The following is a 17,614-nucleotide window of genomic DNA, read 5'->3' on the forward strand; positions in this document are numbered from 1 at the left end:
GGGGCTACAGGTGAATTCAGGACTCGGTCGCAAAGGCCAGCGCGTCGCGCAGCAAGGCCTCGATCAGGGGCTGGATATTGCGGGCGGCCTCTTCTTTGTAATCAAAGGGCCACTGCTCTTCCATATAACAGCATTGCGCCATTTCCAACTGGACGGCATGAATGTTCTGCTCGGGACGTCCATAGTGGCGCGTAATGTAGCCGCCTTTGAAACGGCCATTCAAGACGCTGCTGTAGTCCTTGTTGGCCGATGCCGTTTTCATCAAACGATCGCTCAAGGCAGAATCACAGCTCGCACCGTTCGCCGTACCAAAGTTCAGATCCGGCAAACGGCCTTCAAAAAAGCGCGGCACGACCGAACGAATCGAGTGCGCATCCCACAGAACCACACGGCCATGCAGGGCCAGCAAGCGCATCAGTTCCTCTTCCAGCTTCTGGTGATACGGCAACCAGATCGTCTCGCGACGCTGGGCAATTTCACGTTCGTCCGGTTCCTGACCGGGCTGGTAAATGGGCTCGTCGCCAAAGGTGTCCAAAGGACAGAGACTGGTCACGCTTTGACCGGGGTACAGACTGGTGTTGTCCGGTGGACGATTCTGATCCACCACAAAACGCGAATGTGTCGCCACCAGCACGGACGCACCCAATTTCCGGGCGCATTCATACAAGCGGGGGATATGCCAATCCGTATCCGGCACCTGACGCGCGGACTCCGTAAAACGCGCCAGCAAATCCGATGGCACATAAGTGCCCGAATGAGGCATGGAAATCAGCAAAGGCGCAGTGCCCGGATAAAACTCAAAGGCAGCGGGAACGGTCATCAGCAAGCTCCAGTCTGTGTCAGCACATCATCAAGAAGGAATAGGATACAGATCTCCCCGGCGGTGCTGCCAGGCCGGAAGCGATTCGCGCATGCGTTGTACACGGGCAGGGTCCAGATCGGCGCAGACATAACCCGCATGATCAGGCATGCAAGCCAGCACTGTTCCCCAGGGATCAATAATCATGCTACGGCCCAGGCAAGGCATGGCGGGGCCAGGGCCACCGATCTGCGCGGCAGCCAGCACGTAGCACTGGTTTTCAATGGCACGGGCACGCAACAGGACTTCCCAATGGTCGCGGCCAGTATGCACATTGAAGGCAGCCGGCACCACCAGCACATTCGCGCCACGGGCGCGCAAGGTACGGAACAGCTCGGCAAAGCGCATGTCGTAGCAAATGCTCAGGCCCAGGTTCAAATCCCCGACTTGCACATTTTGCAGATGCTGACCGTGGCAGAAATCGTCGGATTCCCGATATTCCAGACCATTAACCACCGCATCGTACAAATGCACTTTGCGGTACTGCGCCACGATCTGCCCGTCGGGCGAAAACGTGACACTGGTGTTGCCCAGACGGTGATCATCAGGACGGCGCTCGTGCATGGAACCCAGATGAATCCAGGCTCCGGTGCGACGTGCCAGGCTGGCCATATGCTCGGTGACCAGACCTGGAATCGGCGTCGCATTTTGCTGCAACCATTCCGTGTCACCACGCACATCGCTGTATTCCGGGGTCACAATCAGTTGTGCCCCGTCTTTGGCGGCGGCCAACACCCAATGTTCTAGCTGATCCAGATTGGTCTGGCGGTCGCGGCCGCTATCCAGTTGAACCAGGGCAACACGTGTCGTAGACATACTTTTATCCTTTCGGACCGGCTCAGTACTGCAAGGCGCGGGCCGTTTCCAAGGCCAGACGGGACAAGACACCCGCCCCCTGGCCACCGTAAAGAGAAGTGCTGGTGCGGCCATCGGTAAAGCCATCGGCCATCACGGCCAGCACCACACTGCGCTCGCCCATCGTCAAGATACCGGCGTCGTGACGCAGGCCCGGCAAGGAGCCGGTCTTGTGAGCCAATTGAGCGATAGAAGGCAGAATTGCTGCAAAGTGACCGCGCTCGCGCTGGTCAGCCAGCATGTCCAGGCCCTGCTGACGCAGGTTCTCGGGCAAGGCAGGCGAGTGCAACAGGTACAGCAAGGTCGAGCAGGCATCCTGCGCTGTCGTCCAGTTATCTTTACCGGCTTCACGCGCCTTCATGTCCATCATGTGACGCTGCAAATCCGTATGCTGCAAACCGGCCTGGGCACTCCAGGCGTTGATGTTATCCATACCCAGCAAGTCGATCAGGGCATTGGTGGCGACGTTATCGCTCAGGATAATCATCAGCAAAGCCAGCTCGCGCAGGCTCAGGCTGGGCACGCCGGGCAGTTGGCTCAAAATGCCGGTGCCAGGCGTACGGTCACCCTCGGGCAGAGGGTAGACCGTATCCAGCGACAGCTTGCCCTGGGCCACTTGCTCCAGCAAACACAGCAGCATGGGCGTTTTGATCAGGCTGGCGGATGGCATGACGCGCTGCGCATGCCAATCAAACAAGGAGGTACCGTCGGTTGCGTAGACCGCCATAGAAATACGGGCGGACTCCTGACTCAACACAGGCTCAAGACGTTCTTGCAGGCGCTCGCGCACTAGCGGCGCATCCAATAACTCGCTTCCTAAGGTAAACATACCCACACTCCTTCAATACTTAGACCAAAATCAGGAACAGGCCGGCGAACATCAACAAGTTGATCGCCATGACCGCCCAGCCGTTATACAACATGTACTTGAGCTGAGTGGAGCGTGCCAGGCCCATCTGGCCAAACATATCTGAAGAAGGGAAAGGACCAAACCAGTCAATCTGCGAGCTACCCAGAATCACGGCAGCCGTCGCGGCGGGGCCCACACCGGCGGCCGCCAGCACAGGACCAAAAATCTTCGCGGTAAAGGTCATCTGCGCCACAGCCGCACCGGGGATATGGCCAACCACGTTAAAGGCCACGATCAACATGCACAGCACCGCGCCGCTGATACCGATCAGGTACGGTTGCACCGAATCCAGCAAGGCGTGATAGGCGTTCAGTTGATCCACCAGCACCAGCACCGGGTTGAACAGCCAGAACAGGAAGAAAATCCAGATCAGCTTGCCCGCACCGGCATACATGGCTTGCAGAATCTCACGTGGGTTCAGACCACCGGCCAGACCGGTCGTGGCACCCAGGGACACCATCACAATAATGGCGTAAGCAAAACCGGCTTTGGAAGCAATACCGATAGCGGCCAGACCCACAATGGTGATGCAGAACGCCCAGGCAGCACGTACCGCTTTAGGCGAGGCCTTGGCATTCACATCAAACGCAGCCGCGCCTTGCGAGGCTTCTTCGTACTGGAACTGATCTTTGGTGATCTTCTGAATACGGCCAGACATGAACCAGCCCGTCAGCAAGGTCGCCACCGCCATAGGCAGACCGGCAACCAGCAAGTACTCGGTGTAGCTCAAGCCTGTCAGACCCGTTACCGTCACCACGTTAGGGGTGAAGGGGCCCAGCACCAGACCAGCGGAACCGGCGCTTTGGAACAAGGCAGCCACCGCAGGGGGAGACAGACGCACCGCCGCGGCAATCGGGATCACCACAGCCGCAATAATGGCGTTACCGCCAGCCAGCGTACCCAGAGCGCCACAGATCAGGGTGGACGCCACCATGATGCCCAGACGCACACGCAGCGGATTGGACAAACCAATACGCTTCACAATGGCTCGCACCAATTGTTCCGCCGCACCGGTACGGGCAGCCACTTCGCCTACCCCGGCGCCCAGCACAATGATCAAACCCACTACGGCAATAAACGAGCCCAGGGACTCGGCCAGCAGTTTACCCATGGCAATGGGGGTGGTGCTGGTCATGATGGCGCCCAATACAATTGCACCAATCGTGGCCAGAACAATGTCCACACCCAACAGGGCGATAAGCGCAAACACCACTACCGGCGTCAAGCCCCACAGGGAGCTTTCACCCGGCATGTAAAAGTGGGTGTACAAGGCAATCGCCATGCCAATTAAAAACACCACCATGGCCGCATTGCGCTTGCCCGTTGGCATTTGTTGCTGAATGACACTCATGTCGTCTCCTTAACGATCCTTCTTGGCCAGCTTTCACAAGACTGGCCTGCATGTGATGCAATCACCCTGCCCTGGTTGACCACCCCAGACCACAGCGACTGTTTTTTTGTCCGACGCGCCGCTTAGAGCGGAATAATCGGCGCATCCAGGCTTTGTGCCTGAGCGGCAAAGGCGCGGTTAAGCACCTGTCCGGGCCGCTTTTCCGGGGCGACAGGGTGAACCTGCACACCATTCACAAACACGGTCTGCACACCTTGAGACGGTAAGGTGGGCTGCTCCCAGGTGGCGCAATCTTGCACCGTTTCGGGATTAAACACCACCAGATCCGCCCAGGCGCCGACCTGCAACACGCCGCGATTTTCCAGCCCGAAGACCGAGGCAGGCATGGCCGTCATTTTGGCCACAGCTTGCTCCAGCGACATCAGGCCATCTTCGCGTACGTACCGCCCTAAAATGCGCGTGAAGCTGCCCCACAAACGAGGGTGGGGGTGCGCATCCGCGGGCAATCCGTCCGAGCCCACCATGCAACATGGGTGGCTGAAAATGCGTTGGACTTCTTTTTCGTCCATCGCAAAGTAAATAGCGCCAGCAGGCAGCAAACGCCGTGCGGCTTTTTCCCGATCACACCCCCACTGCTCGGCAATGTCGGCCAGATACAGGCCATTGCATTCCGGGTGCGGCTCGGACCAGGTAATACGAATCTGCTCAATGGTGTGAGCACGCTCGGGGATCAGGATCGTGGAGCTGCCCGAATAGGGATAAATATCCAGAGTGGCCTGCACGCCATCGGCGCGAGCCTGATCAATATTGGCCAAGGTATGGGCGCTACGGCCCCAATTGGCGGGCATCATGCACTTGTGGTGCGATACCAAAGTGGCGCACTGTGTCTGACGGCCGACAGACAGCACTTCTTCTACCGATTCCTGAACCGTATCGCCTTCATTGCGAATGTGGCTGGTGTGCAAAGAGCCTTTGGAAGCGGCAACACGGGCCAGACCTTCCAGCTCGGCCTGCTCGGCCATGCAGCCAGGCTCGTAGGCCAGGCCGGTACTAAAGCCCACGGCACCGTCTTCCAGTGCCCGGGCCAACAAGGATTCCATCGCGGCTTGCTCAGTCTCGTTGGGCTGAGCCAAGGGGTCCTGCATCACAGCCATACGCAAGTTTGCGTGACCTACCAAGGCCGCCACATTAATCATGGGCTTCAGGTTGCGCACGGCCTGCACGTACTGCGCCATGTCATCAAACAGGGGCGAATCACCCAGCAAGGCCAAGGCAGCCGCCGAATTACCAGGCAAAGGAGCCGGGAACGCACTGACGCCGCAATTACCAACCACAACCGTCGTAATGCCCTGGCTGGTTTTCCAGTCCAGAACAGGCCGCTCAATGAACATCAAATCATCATGGCCGTGAGTATCAATAAAACCGGGAGCCACGACATGGCCGCTGGCGTCTACCGATTGATCGGCGTGCCAGGCGCTCAGGTCGCCCACGGCGACAATACGTCCCTCTCGAATACCCACATCACCACGCCAACGCGGGGTGGCCAAGCCATCAATAATCCAGCCATTGCTGATCTTGACGTCCAGCCTGCGGTCGTCTGTCTGCATCTACGTCTCCACTAACCCTCCCACAAAAAGGGGAGTTGACCGCATTATCCAAAGGTATTATTAATATGAAAAATTGTTTAAGTTAATTGATTAATCAGAAAATGATATGGACAGACTTCCCAAGCACATCACGCTCAAGCACCTGAACGCGTTTGTCGCGGTGGCCCAAGAGGCCAGTTTCACTCATGCTGCGCGTCGTCTTTTTCAAACACAGTCCTCGGTCACCGGCCTGATTCAGCAATTGGAAGTGGCCCTGAACACGACCTTGTTCAATCGCACCAGCCGACGCGTATCCCTGACGCCTATTGGCCTGGAGTTCCTGCCGCGCATCACCCGCCTGCTGGCGGACTTTGATGGGGCGATCAGCGACGTCATGCGCTATGGAGAACTGAAAAGCGGTCGGGTCAGTGTGGCCGCTGCGCCATCCGCGATTACGGACTTGATTGCACCGGCTGCCGCCAATTTCTCGCAGCAACATCCGGCGGTGCGGCTGTATTTACGGGATGACAACTCGGGCCGTATTCAACGCCAGATCGTGGCGGGCGAAATTGACTTTGGTCTGACCAGTCCCTGGGCGGATGTCCAAGGACTGGACAGTCAGCCGCTGCTGGAAGATCAGTTCGGTGTGCTCTATCGCAGCGACGACAAGCAGATCAAACCCGACGCGAATAACACGGTCAGTTGGTCTGCGCTGAATGAGCGCAAGCTGGTCGGTGTGGTGGATGAAACCGGGATTATGGCCGTGCTGCAGTCGCGTCCCGATCTGCCTATCGAAGCCTCGGCCCCTTTTTACGAAGCTTCCAGTACAACGTCTCAAGCCGCGCTGGTACAAAGTGGTCTGGCCATTGCCTTGCTGCCCGCCCTGGCCGCTCAACGGGTCTTGATGCCCGGCCTGACGTTTTCACTGCTGCAGGCTCCCACCCTTGTTCGTACCCTGTGCCTGATGTTCCATCAGGAACATGATTTGACCCCTGCTGCTGCCGCCCTGGTGGAAGAAGTACGAACCTACGTGAAAAAAGCACCTTTACCGCCGGGATGCCGCGCTCTGTAAGTATGTGCAAATGTCGTGGGAGGCGGCCTGCGGCTCAGTAACAATAAGGACTGCAAGTCGCGTCCCGTTTTTCTCGCGACTTGGCTCTGCCTGCTCGACCCTTTCAATTGATAGACGAACAGCAAAGCCGGACGTAGAATCGCCTCCAAGCCTCGCCTGATCAGAAAGTCGTCATGCCAGTGCTCCTCCTGGCCCAGATGACCCACAGGTCGAAACCTGCAGCTCATCGTCCTGCTCACCCGGAGAAGCCCTATGACGCAGTCCCCCGCGGCATCCAGCAACGCCAAGCCGCTCCACATTGACGACATCACCGTCGTAGACAACAGCAAACTCAAAAAAGCCGTTACCGCCGCTGCCCTGGGCAACGCCATGGAATGGTTTGACTTTGGTGTCTACGGTTTTGTGGCCGCTACCTTAGGTAAAGTCTTTTTTCCCGACGCTTCACCCGCTGTGCAAACCATCGCCGCCCTGGGGACCTTTTCCGTGCCCTTTCTGGTGCGGCCATTGGGCGGCGTGTTCTTCGGCCTGATGGGCGACAAATTCGGACGCCAGAAAGTGCTGTCCCTGACCATCATCATCATGGCCATCAGCACCTTCCTGATTGGTCTGATTCCGTCCTATCTGTCCATCGGCCTTTGGGCACCCATCTTGCTACTGCTGTGCAAACTGGCCCAAGGCTTTTCCGTAGGCGGGGAATACACCGGAGCAGCGGTCTTTGTGGCCGAATACGCCCCCGACCGGCAACGTGGTTTCCTGGGGAGCTGGCTGGACTTTGGCTCGATTGCAGGCTTTGTTTTAGGTGCTGGTCTGGTCGTGCTGTTGCAGACCTCGCTGACTGAAGAAACCTTCCAGGATTGGGGCTGGCGCATTCCCTTCCTGATCGCCGGTCCTCTGGGTATTTTGGGCTTGTACTTGCGTCATGCCGCCGAAGAAACGCCTGCCTTTACCGAGCAACTGGAAAAGATGGAGCAGGAAGACCGTGCCGCCCTGCAAGAGCGTCCCACTGTTTCCTTTCGCGAGATCTTCTCCAAGTACCGCAAAGCCCTGCTGATTTGTATTGGCATGGTGCTGGTCACCAATATCACCTACTACATGTTGCTGACCTATATGCCCACCTACCTGTCCAGCAGCCTGGGCTACGCAGAAGAGCATGGGGTGTTCATTATTGTGGTGGTGATGATAGGGATGCTGTTTGTGCAGCCTGTGGTGGGCTTTATCAGCGACAAGATAGGCCGCAAGCCCTTCCTGCTGGCCGGTAGTCTGGGTCTGCTGATTTTTGCCATTCCCGCTTTCCACTTTATTGGCAGCGACAGCAATGTGCAGATTTTCCTGGGCCTGCTGATTCTGGCCGTTTTGCTGAACTGCCTGACCGGGGTGATGGCCTCTACCCTACCCGCTCTGTTCCCGACCCGCCTGCGTTACAGCGCCCTGGCCGCTTCCTTTAACATCGCCATTATTGTGGCAGGCCTGACGCCTACCGTTGCCGCCTGGCTGGTGGAACGTACCGACAATCTGATGGTGCCCGCCTACTACCTGATGGCTGCCAGTGTTATTGGTCTGATTACTGCCTTGTTCCTGCCCGAAACGGCCAACCGTCCACTACGTGGCGACACGCCAACCGCCTCTAACCGCAAGGAAGCCAAAGAGCTGTTGCAACAAGCTTATGACCATATTGAGCAAAGCGTGCAGGATGTGGAAGAAGCCATTGCCAAGGCCGAGGAAGAACTGGAAGCCTTGAAGCAAAAACGCCAGCGTCTGGTGGACCGCCACCCCGAGCTGGATTAAAGGTACGTCTGAACGCAGGCAGTGTGCGATCTACTCAATCCATAATGCCAACGGTTCCTCTTCCCATCCTTTAACTCTCCACCTAAATACAAGCACATTAAAAACGGGCCTGAGCAAAACGCTCAGACCCGTTTTTTTGTCGCCGGGCCGCCCCAAGGCAAAAACTCCCCCTCGGGGGGCAGCAAGCCGAAGGCGTAGCGTGGGGGCTTTTTTTGTAGCCAGTATCCATCATTACTAAATAGAAGCTACCAACTAAAGGCTACGAACGATTCAACCCTTATCTACGCGGCATTAAACCGTCAAACCACCCGACACTTCCAGGGTTGTGCCATTGATGAAACTGGCTTCATCCGAGGCCAGAAACGCATACACATTGGCGATTTCTTCAGGCTTGCCCATGCGGCGCAACCAGCAATGATCGCGAAAGCCTTGCAGCACTTTTTCCGGGATGGTTTTCAGGATGTCGGTCTCGATAAAACCGGGACAGACGGCATTGACGCGAATCCCTTTGGGGCCCAATTCTCTGGCCCAGGTTTTGGTAAAACCGATGACACCAAACTTGCTGGCCGCGTAATTGGTTTGACCATAATTACCGTACAGGCCCACCACGCTGGAGGCATTCAGAATAGAACCGCTTTCCTGCTCCAGCATCACCGCGGCCACGGCCTGGGTGAAGTTGAAAACCGCTTTCAGGTTCACATCAATCACATCGTCAAATTGCTGCTCGGTCATGCGGACCAGCTTGGCGTCTTTGGTGATCCCGGCATTGTTCACCAGCACATCAATGCGGCCAAACTTTTGCTTCACATCCGCCACCATGGCATCAATCTGCGCACGGTCCGTGACATCCACGGTGTAGCCCACAGCGGTCACGCCATTGCCACTTAAAGACTGCGCTGCTTGATTGACGGCATCCGCATTACGATCACACAACACCACAATCGCCCCTTCCTGGGCAAACTTCCTGGCCGTTGCCAAACCAATACCCGCTGCCGATCCGGTAACAACCGCCACTTTATCTTTCAATCGCATTCCAGCTACCTTTTAAAAATCGCTCAACGCTGTCGTGCAAACACAGGTTTTTACAGCACCCAAACAGGCCATGGCCTGCAAACTCGTTCACACCAGCACACTGTTTTGTACTCCGATCACTGGCAGACCGCCAGTCAAGGTAGGCAAATTTCGTCCAAAAACAATGGCCCCAAAAGGGGCCATTCAGGCAGAGCATCAGAAGCACAATCAAGGTGAACAGCGGCCTTGCAGACCTCTCAAAAGAATCACTCCGAGTATCAAACAAAAACCCGCGTCATGGCAGGATCGGATACGCGCACGGGCACAGGATCAACACCCGCTCTGGTCCAAAAACAGAAGTCAGGCTGTTTCCCAAGGCAAATCGGGGGCCAGCAAAGGGTCGCCGTCATAGCCCTGCACCACACCAAAACGCTCATGGGCCGCACGCCAATCACCTTGTGCCCGGGTGATGACATCCTTGTTTTGACCAACAAAGTTCCACCACAGAACCAGCTCATCGGTATAAGGCTCGCCACCCAGCACAATGACTCGGCTGCCCGCGCTTAACTCCAGCGACAACTGCGTCAAGCCACGATCCACATAAGCCAGTTCATTGGCCTGAAACTGCTCGGTGCCAATGCCCACGGTGCCTTGCACCACAAGGAATCCATATTCAAACTCGGGCCTCAGATTCAGCGTAATCTGACCGGCCTTCACACTATTCAAATCCATGCCCACCAACGGCGAATACAGCTTGCTGGGTGCCTGCTGATCACCATAAGTACCCGCCAGCAAGGTGAACTCACATTCGCCTTCACGCCAACGCGGCAAGTCCGGATGATGGTCAAAAGCCGGTTCACAGGCGGCGTCCTTGGCAGGCAAGGCAATCCACAGTTGAACCGCATGCAGCTTGTCTTCGCCGGGCAAGGATTCTTCGGTATGGCTGATGCCACGTCCCGCCGTCATCAAATTCACCTGGCCGGGTTTGATCACCTGCACATGGCCCAAACTATCTCGGTGCAACACCTCGCCCTGAATCATCCAGGTAAAAGTCTGCAAACCAATATGCGGATGCGGCCCGACGCGAAGACCAGAGCCGGAAGTGAACACGGCTGGTCCGGCATGATCCAGAAAACACCAGGCTCCCACCGTACGTCGCTGCGAGGACGGCAAGATACGGCTAACCTGAATGCCCCCACCCACTTGTGCACTGCGTGAGGCCACGCGCTGGATCTGTTTGTCGCCATTTTGGTCTTCAGGACAATCAAAGGATACGGAGACTTCGGAACTGAGGGTGCTCATGGGTCAAACTCCAAAAATGCGTGTAGCAGGGGCATGGCTTAAGGCCAGCAAAAAGCGCTGCTCACCATCATGAGCAGCGCTGCGCCAAGGCGCTTACTTACCGGAAGTGAACTTGGTGTGGCTGTTGATCAGGTTGCGGTAGTCAGGGATGTGGTTGGAGAACAAAGCACCCAAACCTTCCACGTCGTTACGCCAGTCGCGGTGCAGCTCGCACGCCACGCCGAACCAGGTCATCAATTGCGCACCGGCGGCAGACATACGATCCCATGCCGAATGACGAGTGAACTCGTTAAACGTGCCGGAAGCATCGGTGACCACAAACACGTCAAAACCTTCTTCCAGAGCCGACAAGGCAGGGAAAGCCACGCACACTTCGGTTACCACGCCAGCAATAATCAACTGCTTCTTGCCCGTTGCTTTGATGGCTTTAACGAAGTCCTCGTTATCCCATGCGTTGATCTGGCCAGGGCGAGCAATGTAAGGAGCGTCCGGGAAGGTTTCTTTCAGCTCGGGAACCAAAGGGCCATTAGGACCTTCTTCAAAGCTGGTGGTCAGAATCGTGGGCAAGTTGAAGTACTTGGCCAGATCCGCCAGCGCCAGCACATTGTTCTTGAACTTGTCGGGATCAATATCGCGTACCAGAGACAGCAGCCCGGTTTGGTGATCTACCAGTAGTACAGCGGCTTGGTCTTTATCCAGTCGTTTGTAAGGCGTCGTCATCTCAGTTTTCCTTAACGGTGATTGAAAGAGGCGGGTGCAAAACTGCACCCGGTACAGCTGCAGCGCTGGGGGGTATTAGCGCTGCGAATCCAACTGTTCCTGGTTCTTGAGCACGTCCTGCGCTTTCATGTAGCTCTCGATCAACAGTTGGTAAGAGGGGAAAATCTTGGTGTAGACCTGGGCCCACTCCTGGGCATCCTCGCGGTTCCAGGTTTTTTGCAATTCGGAGGCCACCGCACCCACGTCGATAGGCACAATGCCGGCCTGAACCATACGAGCCATGGTGATTTCCTGGGCCATCTTGGAGTAGGTGCCCGAGGCATCAATCACCACGAAAACCTTATAGCCTTCGTAAACAGCGCTGATGGCAGGAAAAGCCATGCAGACGCTGGTGATCGTGCCCGCAATAATCAGTGTCTTGCGACCCGTGGCTTTAACCGCCGCCACAAAATCTTCGTTATCCCAGGCATTGATCTCGCCTTTGCGTGCCACGTACTGCGCATGGGGAGCATTCTGGTGAATCTCGGGAATCAGGGGGCCATTGGGGCCTTGTGGAACCGATGCCGTGGTGATCACAGGCAATTTGCTTAGCGTGGCGATTTTGGCCAGCGCGGCCGCGTGATCACGCAAGGTGGTCATGGGCATGTCTTTGACGGTCTGGAACAGGCCGCTCTGATGATCAATCAGCAGCATGACAGCGTCATCAGGATCGATTACTGGGGCGGCGCCGTTGAAGTTGGCAACATTGTTCGGAATAGTCATGCTGTTTCTCCTGGGGGGTGAGGAAGCAAGGGCTGCCGCGTTGCGCAGCCCTTGCCAACTTGCTTTACGAGGCCGGTGTGGGTGCCATGGCACCGAAGCGACCACTATTGAAGTCATCCATAGCCTGCAAGATCTCTTGCTTGCTATTCATGACAAAAGGACCGTGACCCACAATGGGCTCATCAATGGGCTGACCACTGATCAGCAGAACCACGGCATCGTTATTGGCCTCGACACTGAACTGGCTACCTGCCCGGTCCAGCACCACCAACTGCCCTTCACGTGCCACGCTTTGGCCATTGACCAGCACCGTGCCTTGCAGCACCACCAAAGCAGCGGTCCAGCCATCAGGGCTTTCCAGCTCAGCAATCCCACCCTGATTCAGACGCATGTCCCATACATTCATGGGAGTGAAGGTCTTGGCAGGGCCAGCGGCTCCGTCCTTTTCTCCAGCAATCACGCGCACCATGCCAGCGGCATCAGGCAGTGCGACCACAGGAATTTGCTGGTCGGTAATAGCCTGGTAGCCAGCAGGGGCTCCTTTGTCCTTGGCAGGCAGGTTGACCCACAGTTGCACCATCTCCAGCGTGCCGCCCGAACGGGCAAAAGCGTCAGAGTGGTACTCCTCGTGCAAGATGCCCGAACCGGCCGTCATCCACTGCACATCGCCGGGGCCAATGGTGCCGCCCTGACCGGTGGAGTCGTGATGCGACACTTCGCCCTTGTAGACGATAGTGACGGTCTCAAAACCCCGGTGTGGATGCTGACCGACACCGCGCTTGTGGTTGCTAGGTGCAAACTCGGCAGGCCCGGCGTAATCCATCAGCAGGAAGGGGCTCAACTGTTTTGCGTGTGTGTGGTACGAAAACAGGGAGCGAACGGGGAAGCCGTCGCCCACCCAGTGAGGACGGGGAGCGCTATAGATACCAAGAATTTTCTTCATGTCCATCTCCTTGTTTCAACATAAGAGACAGAATAAACTCGGGACGACAACACCAGTAGCCCCCTAAATCTGCCATCTCTGTTCCATTTATGGAACGATAAAAACGCCATGCAAGATTTAAACGACTTGTACTTCTATGTTCAGATTGTGGACCACGGTGGCTTCGCGCCAGCGGGCCGCGCCCTGGGGCTGCCCAAATCCACCTTGAGCCGCAGGCTGGCTGCACTGGAAGAACGCCTGGGGGTACGGCTGATCCAGCGCTCCACCCGACGTTTTACCGTCACTGAAATTGGCCAGACCTATTACGAGCACTGCAAAGCCATGCTGGTCGAGGCAGAAGCGGCTCAGGCCGCCATTGAGCTGACCCGCGCCGAACCACGTGGTGTCGTGCGCATCAGTTGCCCAATTACCTTACTGAACGCGCATGTCAGCAATATGTTGGCCGGTTTCATGGTCAGCTATCCGCATGTGACGGTGCAACTGGATGCCACCAACCGGCGAGTGGACCTGATTGGTGAGGCCCTGGACATTGCCATTCGCGTGCGACCACCGCCGCTGCAAGACAGCGATCTGGTGATGCGAGTTCTGTCTGACCGCAGCCAATGTCTGATTGCCAGCCCAGCGCTGATTGAACAGCATGGCATGCCCGGCTCGCCCGCTGATTTGGCGGACTACCCCAGCCTGGGACTGGGCCTGCCACAGCAAAGCCATACCTGGACCTTGTTCGGCCCGGACGGCGCACAAGCCCTGCTGCATCACACGCCCCGGCTGATTACCACCGATATGACAGCACTACGCGCTGCAGCGCTGGCTGGTGTAGGAGTAGTCCAATTACCCACCTTGGTGGTGTGCGATCAACTGGCCGAGGGTTCGCTGATCAAACTGATTCCCGACTGGTCGCCCCGACGCGAAATTATTCATGCGGTGTTTTCATCCCGCCGGGGGCAGATGCCCGCTGTGCGAGCGCTGCTGGATTATCTGGTTGAGCGCTATCAGGAAATGGACGAGGACTGATGGCTGGCCTTGCTGTTTCGCCGACGTTCCGGTGGCTGGGGACATGAAAGACGAATAAAAACGCCCTGCTTACGTAATTTCCCCCCAGCGCTTGGACCTTGATCCACGTGCTGGGGGGAAATGATGCAGGGCGTTCTTTCAGGCCGAATCAATCAGCCTGGAGCATCAAGCGCCGCCGTTGAAGTCGCGCACTTGCTTTTCAGCTTCTTCACGCGCAATACCGTAGCGCTCCTGGATTTTGCCGACCAGATATTCGGTATTGCCTTCCGCAACATCAATATCATCATTCGTCAGCTTGCCCCATTTGGCCTGGATTTTACCGGACAACTGCTTCCATTTACCTTTGATCGTATCTTCATTCATAGTCGTACTCCTGATTTAAAAGGAATTCAAAACATGGATTGAAACCAGATCATTTATTCCGGCTTTACTTTCAATCCCGACGAATCGACTTTCACAACACCTTTAACGCTTTCCGTTGCGGCAACTGCTTTCTTTTGTTCAATTTCGCTGGGCACGGTACCGGTCAATGTTGCAACACCGTTATTGGTCTCAACAGAGATATCCGTGCTCTTCAGATCCTTGGTGCTGGCCAGATCAGCCTTGATCTTGGTGGTGATCCAGGTATCGCTGACGGCTTCGCCGGTCGTGGCAGAGTGATCTTGATTGACACCGGCCTCATTGGCCATTGCGCCGCTTTGCAGACCGAAACTCAAGGCCGTAGCCATTAATACACTGGATAGGATGGCAGATTTTTTCATCGACTTTCTCCAATATCAGAAAAGGAAATTTTTAATTTAAAAATAACCTTGCCCCTGTTATTAAAAGGAGTCCACTTCAATCAACAAAGATTTCGTTGTTTTCAATGGATGAGTCCACCGTAACATTTACGATTTAGTCGGAAACTACAAAATGCTACGAGCGTTTTCCTGATACTAATTTTTTATTTATTTTTATAAGGCTCGTTTTTTACCCCAATCCGCATCACATTTTCAGAGCTGATTCAGACACCGCAGCACAAGCCTGCCAATATGGCGGCAACAGGCATGAGTACTGGGTTTCAGAAGATAGATGGGACAGACCATCAAGGTCTGTCAGGGCCTCTGGCAAGCCAGGAGATAGCGCGCCAAGTCGGTACGTACCCGCTAGGGGACAGTCCTGGCGCTCCAGATACATCAAGTAAAAATATAAGCAGGCTTCTTGACCAGTCTTACTCGTGCTCCACCGCAAGAGCACTTCCTTGAAGCTGACGGCCTTTGACGGACAAGGTGTAATCGCCCAGCTCAAAACCGTGTTTGCGGCACAAAGCCTCTACCGCCTAGGTGATTTGCCCGCAATGGTGCACGTCGAGATCCTACATACGCCGCAAAACGGTGTAAATAGTCGAGATCACAATGCAAAAACTGCGACGAATCAGACAGCGCTTGATCTGCTCATCCCCACAGCAGACACGATGTGGATGAAATCAAGCAAAAACGGGGCGAGACTTGACCTCCAAGCCTCGCCCCGTTTCACAAGGACACCCCATCAGCGCAGATGATGTACCTCCTGCGTTCCGTACACCTGCACCGGCAAACCAGCCTGACGCGCTTTAAGCTGCAAGGCCAAGTACTGCGAGTAATGACGCGACTGATGCAGATTCCCGCCGTGGAACCAGAGATTAGGCTGCTGAGTCGGCTTCCACATATTGCGTTGCTCGCCTTCCCACGGTCCTGGATCTTTAAGGGTCTCCGATCCCAGGCCCCAGCACTTGCCAACCCGGTCAGCCATTTCCTGACCCGCCAGATCGGCCACCCAACCGTTCATGGAGCCGTAGCCTGTGGCGTACACCACCAGATCAGCAGGCAGTTCGGTGCCGTCAGTCAGCACCACCGCGTCCTCGGTCAGATGACTGATATCGGTGCGCGACTTCAATTTGATGCTGCCGTCGATAATCAGCTCGCAAGCGCCTACGTCGATGTAATAACCGGAAGCACGGCGCAGATATTTCATGAATAAGCCGGAGCCATCATCACCCCAATCCAGCATGAAACCGGCTGCTTCCAATTTGCTGTAGAAATCTGCATCACGTTCGCGGATCTTGTCGTACACAGGGATCTGGAAGTCCGCCATGATGCGATACGGCAAGGAGGCAAACAGCAGGTCTGCCTTGCGTGTGGTGACGCCCGACGCCAAAGCACGCTCCGAGTACAAATCACCCAGACCGATCTCCATCAAGGAGTCGGATCGCACAATATGCGTGGACGAACGCTGCACCATCGTGACGTCCGCGCCCGCTTCCCAAAGGGCGGCGCAGATATCGTGAGCCGAGTTGTTGGCACCGATCACCACCACTTTCTTGCCCGCGTAGGCCTCCGGGCCAGGATGTTGTGAGGAGTGCTGTTGCTCGCCCTTGAACACATCCTGTCCCTTCATGGTGGGCACATTCGCCTTGCCAGACATGCCGGTCGCAAAGACCAGTTGTTGAGGCCGCAGGGTCATGGGTTTGCCATCGCGCTCAATCTCTACTTCCCAGGTCTGGCTGGCCTCGTCGTAGCGCACCTTCTTGCAAATAGTGCTGCTCCAATAGTTCAGCTCCATCACCTTGACGTACATTTCCAGCCAATCCCCGATCTTGTCCTTGGGTGCAAAGACCGGCCAATTGTCAGGAAACGGCATGTAAGGCAGGTGGTCGTACCAGACAGGGTCATGCAGACACAGCGACTTGTAGCGCTTGCGCCAGCTATCGCCGGGACGGGCATGCTGGTCAATGATCAGGCTAGGCACATTCAACTGCCGCAGGCGCGCACCCAGTGCAATACCACCCTGCCCACCACCGATCACCAGCACATAGGGCTGCTCCATAGTGCCCAGCTCCGCCTGCTCTTGCTGACGACGCTCCTGCCAGGTCTGGCGACCCCGCCGGATGCCATGCTCGGCCCCCATAGGGCGACGTACGCCCAAGGGCTCCTCATGGCCCTTCAGTTCGGACATGGTGGTCAGGAACGTCCAGATCTTCCCGTTCTTCAAACGGATGTGCCCATAGCCACGCGCTACATCGGTTTCAACACGAAACCAGCCTTCCACCAAGCCCTGCCCATCATCACTGACGGACTCGGCGCTATCGCGCTCAAACTTGGCGGAGCGAGCGGCCTGCTCTTGCTGCGTCAGCATGTCCCGTATCTGATCGCGCCCTTCCATGGTGCGCAGGTTCCAGGTGAACATGACCAGATCGCGCCAATAACTGTCCTCGGCAAACAAGGCGGCTGCATCGTCTGGGGCATTGCTGACAAGCGCATGAGTCAACTGTTCAAGAACCGTATCCAACTGTCGTGCAGACGGCTGCAGTTGCTGCTGTGTTGGCATGATTTGTCTCCATATCGTTTTAATGTTGCGCCGGACTTTTACTGTCCAGCTATGGAGTACATAGCAAACATCATGCCAAGCCGTGATGGCTTGTTTTAA

General features: G+C 56.2%; 16 protein-coding genes. 3 read left to right on the forward strand and 13 right to left on the reverse strand.

Annotated features, from left to right (window positions below; all coding sequences use genetic code 11):
- Window positions 1–16: 16 nt before the first annotated feature.
- The 5 genes from hutG to JYG33_RS12270 all read right to left on the reverse strand — a co-directional run bounded on the left by hutG (window position 17) and on the right by JYG33_RS12270 (window position 5,582).
- A complete protein-coding gene (hutG, locus tag JYG33_RS12250) occupies window positions 17–820 on the reverse strand; it encodes an N-formylglutamate deformylase (RefSeq protein WP_207872502.1) in 804 nt (267 codons plus the stop codon).
- Window positions 821–850: 30 nt separating this feature from the next.
- On the reverse strand, window positions 851–1,675 hold the full coding sequence (locus JYG33_RS12255; protein ID WP_207872503.1) for a carbon-nitrogen hydrolase family protein: 825 nt from the start codon (window positions 1,673–1,675) through the stop codon (window positions 851–853).
- Window positions 1,676–1,697: 22 nt separating this feature from the next.
- Window positions 1,698–2,543, reverse strand: coding sequence for a serine hydrolase (locus JYG33_RS12260; protein ID WP_207872504.1), 846 nt, complete (start codon window positions 2,541–2,543; stop codon window positions 1,698–1,700).
- Window positions 2,544–2,562: 19 nt separating this feature from the next.
- Window positions 2,563–3,975, reverse strand: a complete 1,413-nt coding sequence (locus JYG33_RS12265; protein WP_207872505.1) for a gluconate:proton symporter — start codon at window positions 3,973–3,975, stop codon at window positions 2,563–2,565.
- Window positions 3,976–4,097: 122 nt separating this feature from the next.
- Window positions 4,098–5,582, reverse strand: a complete 1,485-nt coding sequence (locus JYG33_RS12270; protein ID WP_207872506.1) for a D-aminoacylase — start codon at window positions 5,580–5,582, stop codon at window positions 4,098–4,100.
- A 106-nt stretch (window positions 5,583–5,688) separates the two neighbouring features.
- On the opposite strand from JYG33_RS12270, the gene JYG33_RS12275 reads away from it, so the two are divergent.
- Both JYG33_RS12275 and proP read left to right on the forward strand, forming a co-directional pair.
- Complete coding sequence (locus tag JYG33_RS12275; RefSeq protein ID WP_207872507.1) at window positions 5,689–6,633, forward strand: LysR family transcriptional regulator; 945 nt, start codon at window positions 5,689–5,691, stop codon at window positions 6,631–6,633.
- Window positions 6,634–6,885: 252 nt separating this feature from the next.
- On the forward strand, window positions 6,886–8,418 hold the full coding sequence (proP, locus tag JYG33_RS12280) for a glycine betaine/L-proline transporter ProP (protein WP_207872508.1): 1,533 nt from the start codon (window positions 6,886–6,888) through the stop codon (window positions 8,416–8,418).
- Window positions 8,419–8,709: 291 nt separating this feature from the next.
- Here proP and fabG read toward each other — a convergent pair whose 3' ends face one another.
- The 5 genes from fabG to JYG33_RS12305 all read right to left on the reverse strand — a co-directional run bounded on the left by fabG (window position 8,710) and on the right by JYG33_RS12305 (window position 13,156).
- Window positions 8,710–9,450 (reverse strand): 3-oxoacyl-ACP reductase FabG, encoded by a 741-nt coding sequence (gene fabG / locus JYG33_RS12285; RefSeq protein WP_125277169.1) that lies wholly within the window; start codon window positions 9,448–9,450, stop codon window positions 8,710–8,712.
- Window positions 9,451–9,789: 339 nt separating this feature from the next.
- Entirely contained in the window at window positions 9,790–10,731 is a 942-nt protein-coding gene (locus JYG33_RS12290) for a pirin family protein (protein ID WP_207872509.1), read from the reverse strand.
- Between the two features lie 93 nt (window positions 10,732–10,824).
- Window positions 10,825–11,451 (reverse strand): isochorismate family cysteine hydrolase YcaC, encoded by a 627-nt coding sequence (ycaC, locus tag JYG33_RS12295; protein ID WP_207872510.1) that lies wholly within the window; start codon window positions 11,449–11,451, stop codon window positions 10,825–10,827.
- Window positions 11,452–11,526: 75 nt separating this feature from the next.
- Entirely contained in the window at window positions 11,527–12,213 is a 687-nt protein-coding gene (locus JYG33_RS12300) for a hydrolase (RefSeq protein ID WP_207872511.1), read from the reverse strand.
- 64 nt (window positions 12,214–12,277) lie between these two features.
- Window positions 12,278–13,156 carry a pirin family protein gene (locus JYG33_RS12305; RefSeq protein WP_207872512.1) on the reverse strand — a complete coding sequence of 293 codons (879 nt, stop codon included), beginning with the start codon at window positions 13,154–13,156 and terminating at the stop codon, window positions 12,278–12,280.
- Window positions 13,157–13,264: 108 nt separating this feature from the next.
- Here JYG33_RS12305 and JYG33_RS12310 point away from each other — a divergent pair, with 108 nt between their 5' ends.
- Window positions 13,265–14,170: a LysR family transcriptional regulator gene (locus JYG33_RS12310; protein WP_207872513.1), complete on the forward strand. Its 906-nt coding sequence runs from the start codon at window positions 13,265–13,267 to the stop codon at window positions 14,168–14,170.
- 165 nt (window positions 14,171–14,335) lie between these two features.
- Here JYG33_RS12310 and JYG33_RS12315 read toward each other — a convergent pair whose 3' ends face one another.
- The 3 genes from JYG33_RS12315 to JYG33_RS12325 form a co-directional block, all read right to left on the reverse strand.
- Window positions 14,336–14,533, reverse strand: coding sequence for a CsbD family protein (locus JYG33_RS12315; RefSeq protein ID WP_009456875.1), 198 nt, complete (start codon window positions 14,531–14,533; stop codon window positions 14,336–14,338).
- 53 nt (window positions 14,534–14,586) lie between these two features.
- Window positions 14,587–14,931 carry a BON domain-containing protein gene (locus tag JYG33_RS12320; RefSeq protein ID WP_207872514.1) on the reverse strand — a complete coding sequence of 115 codons (345 nt, stop codon included), beginning with the start codon at window positions 14,929–14,931 and terminating at the stop codon, window positions 14,587–14,589.
- 766 nt (window positions 14,932–15,697) lie between these two features.
- Window positions 15,698–17,515, reverse strand: a complete 1,818-nt coding sequence (locus JYG33_RS12325) for an NAD(P)/FAD-dependent oxidoreductase (protein WP_207872515.1) — start codon at window positions 17,513–17,515, stop codon at window positions 15,698–15,700.
- Between the last annotated feature and the right edge of the window lie 99 nt (window positions 17,516–17,614).

Origin of the sequence: Alcaligenes sp. SORT26, assembly GCF_017377875.1 — a bacterium.
GTDB lineage: Bacteria > Pseudomonadota > Gammaproteobacteria > Burkholderiales > Burkholderiaceae_B > Alcaligenes > Alcaligenes parafaecalis.

Bases quoted from the DNA above. Each gene is read 5' to 3' on its own strand.
- JYG33_RS12320 (WP_207872514.1), bottom strand. From the start codon at position 14,931: ATGAAAAAATCTGCCATCCTATCCAGTGTATTAATGGCTACGGCCTTG.
- JYG33_RS12260 (WP_207872504.1), bottom strand. From the start codon at position 2,543: ATGTTTACCTTAGGAAGCGAGTTATTGGATGCGCCGCTAGTGCGCGAG.
- proP (WP_207872508.1), top strand. From the start codon at position 6,886: ATGACGCAGTCCCCCGCGGCATCCAGCAACGCCAAGCCGCTCCACATT.
- JYG33_RS12255 (WP_207872503.1), bottom strand. From the start codon at position 1,675: ATGTCTACGACACGTGTTGCCCTGGTTCAACTGGATAGCGGCCGCGAC.
- ycaC (WP_207872510.1), bottom strand. From the start codon at position 11,451: ATGACGACGCCTTACAAACGACTGGATAAAGACCAAGCCGCTGTACTA.
- JYG33_RS12305 (WP_207872512.1), bottom strand. From the start codon at position 13,156: ATGAAGAAAATTCTTGGTATCTATAGCGCTCCCCGTCCTCACTGGGTG.
- JYG33_RS12270 (WP_207872506.1), bottom strand. From the start codon at position 5,582: ATGCAGACAGACGACCGCAGGCTGGACGTCAAGATCAGCAATGGCTGG.
- JYG33_RS12275 (WP_207872507.1), top strand. From the start codon at position 5,689: ATGGACAGACTTCCCAAGCACATCACGCTCAAGCACCTGAACGCGTTT.
- JYG33_RS12325 (WP_207872515.1), bottom strand. From the start codon at position 17,515: ATGCCAACACAGCAGCAACTGCAGCCGTCTGCACGACAGTTGGATACG.
- JYG33_RS12290 (WP_207872509.1), bottom strand. From the start codon at position 10,731: ATGAGCACCCTCAGTTCCGAAGTCTCCGTATCCTTTGATTGTCCTGAA.
- JYG33_RS12265 (WP_207872505.1), bottom strand. From the start codon at position 3,975: ATGAGTGTCATTCAGCAACAAATGCCAACGGGCAAGCGCAATGCGGCC.
- hutG (WP_207872502.1), bottom strand. From the start codon at position 820: ATGACCGTTCCCGCTGCCTTTGAGTTTTATCCGGGCACTGCGCCTTTG.
- JYG33_RS12300 (WP_207872511.1), bottom strand. From the start codon at position 12,213: ATGACTATTCCGAACAATGTTGCCAACTTCAACGGCGCCGCCCCAGTA.
- fabG (WP_125277169.1), bottom strand. From the start codon at position 9,450: ATGCGATTGAAAGATAAAGTGGCGGTTGTTACCGGATCGGCAGCGGGT.
- JYG33_RS12315 (WP_009456875.1), bottom strand. From the start codon at position 14,533: ATGAATGAAGATACGATCAAAGGTAAATGGAAGCAGTTGTCCGGTAAA.
- JYG33_RS12310 (WP_207872513.1), top strand. From the start codon at position 13,265: ATGCAAGATTTAAACGACTTGTACTTCTATGTTCAGATTGTGGACCAC.